This is a genomic window from Streptomyces corynorhini, from assembly GCF_003346515.1.
GTDB lineage: Bacteria > Actinomycetota > Actinomycetes > Streptomycetales > Streptomycetaceae > Streptomyces > Streptomyces corynorhini.
Genome location: NZ_QQNA01000426.1, coordinates 1 through 1027, shown reverse-complemented (window position 1 = coordinate 1027; position 1027 = coordinate 1). Strand labels below are relative to the sequence as shown.

Annotated in this window: 1 protein-coding gene and 1 pseudogene; both read right to left on the bottom strand. The window is 71.7% G+C overall.

The window, feature by feature from the left end; all coding sequences use genetic code 11:
- Positions 1–200: pseudogene (locus DVH02_RS33915) on the bottom strand (MFS transporter); the annotation flags it as partial.
- Positions 197–1027 (bottom strand): polysaccharide deacetylase family protein (locus DVH02_RS33910; RefSeq protein ID WP_114627666.1); only part of this gene is annotated, 831 nt, incomplete at its 5' end. The pseudogene DVH02_RS33915 and the gene DVH02_RS33910, both read right to left, overlap by 4 nt.

Genomic DNA, 1027 nt, shown 5'->3' with positions numbered 1-1027 from the left:
AGGGCGACGGCGCCGTCGCCCTTCGGGAAGAACTCATCGGCGATGATCTTGACGAAGATCGAGTAGAGCGCCCAGTCCACCCATTCGACGGTGTTTCCGATGGTTCCGGCGATGATCGCCTTGCGCTGCTTCCCGGAGAGTCTGTGCGAACCGGGCGCGGTGGCGGGGGCGGAGCCCGCCTCGGGGGACTCGGTGCTCATGGTGTGTGCTCCGTGGTCTCGTGGCGAAGCGCGCCCCGGGCGGCTTCGGCCAGTTCGGCGTGGGTGGCGTACCAGACGCCCGGGTGGGCGGCGATGTGGTCGAGCAGTTCGCGCAGGACGACGAGGCGCGAGCGGTGCCCGATGACGTGCGGGTGCAGGGTGAGCTGGAAGACGCCACCGGCCCGGTGGGCGGCGTCGAATTCGTCGGTCCAGATCTCCAGCACGTCGCGCGGCCTGGTGTGCGGGCGCACCGAGCCGTAACGGTCCATCGTGAAGTAGGGCGCGTCGTCCCTGATCCAGTCGACGGGGATCTCGACGAGTCCGGTGGGGCGGCCCTCGGCGACGATCTCGTAGGGCTCGTCGTCGGCCATCAGCGAGGAGTCGTAGGCGAAGCCGAGTTCGAGGATGGTGGCGAGTGTGGACTCGGAGAAGTCCCAGGACGGGGTGCGGATGCCGACGGGCCGCGCTCCGGTGAGTTCGGTCAGGGCGTCGAGCGCGCGGCCGATCAGCTCCCGCTCGTCCTCCCGGCCGAGCAGGGTGTTGCGCTCGTGGATCCAGCCGTGGACGGCCAGCTCGTGCCCGTCGCGGGTGTAGGCGCGGGCCTCCTCGGGGTGCAGCAGCGCGGAGACGGCGGGCATGAAGAAGGTCGCCGGGACGCCGTAGCGGGCGAGCAGCTCCAGGATGCGCGGGGCGCCGACCCGGGCGCCGTACTCGCCCTGGGCGAGCCGGCCGGGGCTGGTCTCGCCGTCGCGCAGCGGGATCGTCTCGTGGTCGGGGTCGAAGGACAGCGCGACGGCGGCCCGGGCGCCGTCGCGCTGTCCTTCGAC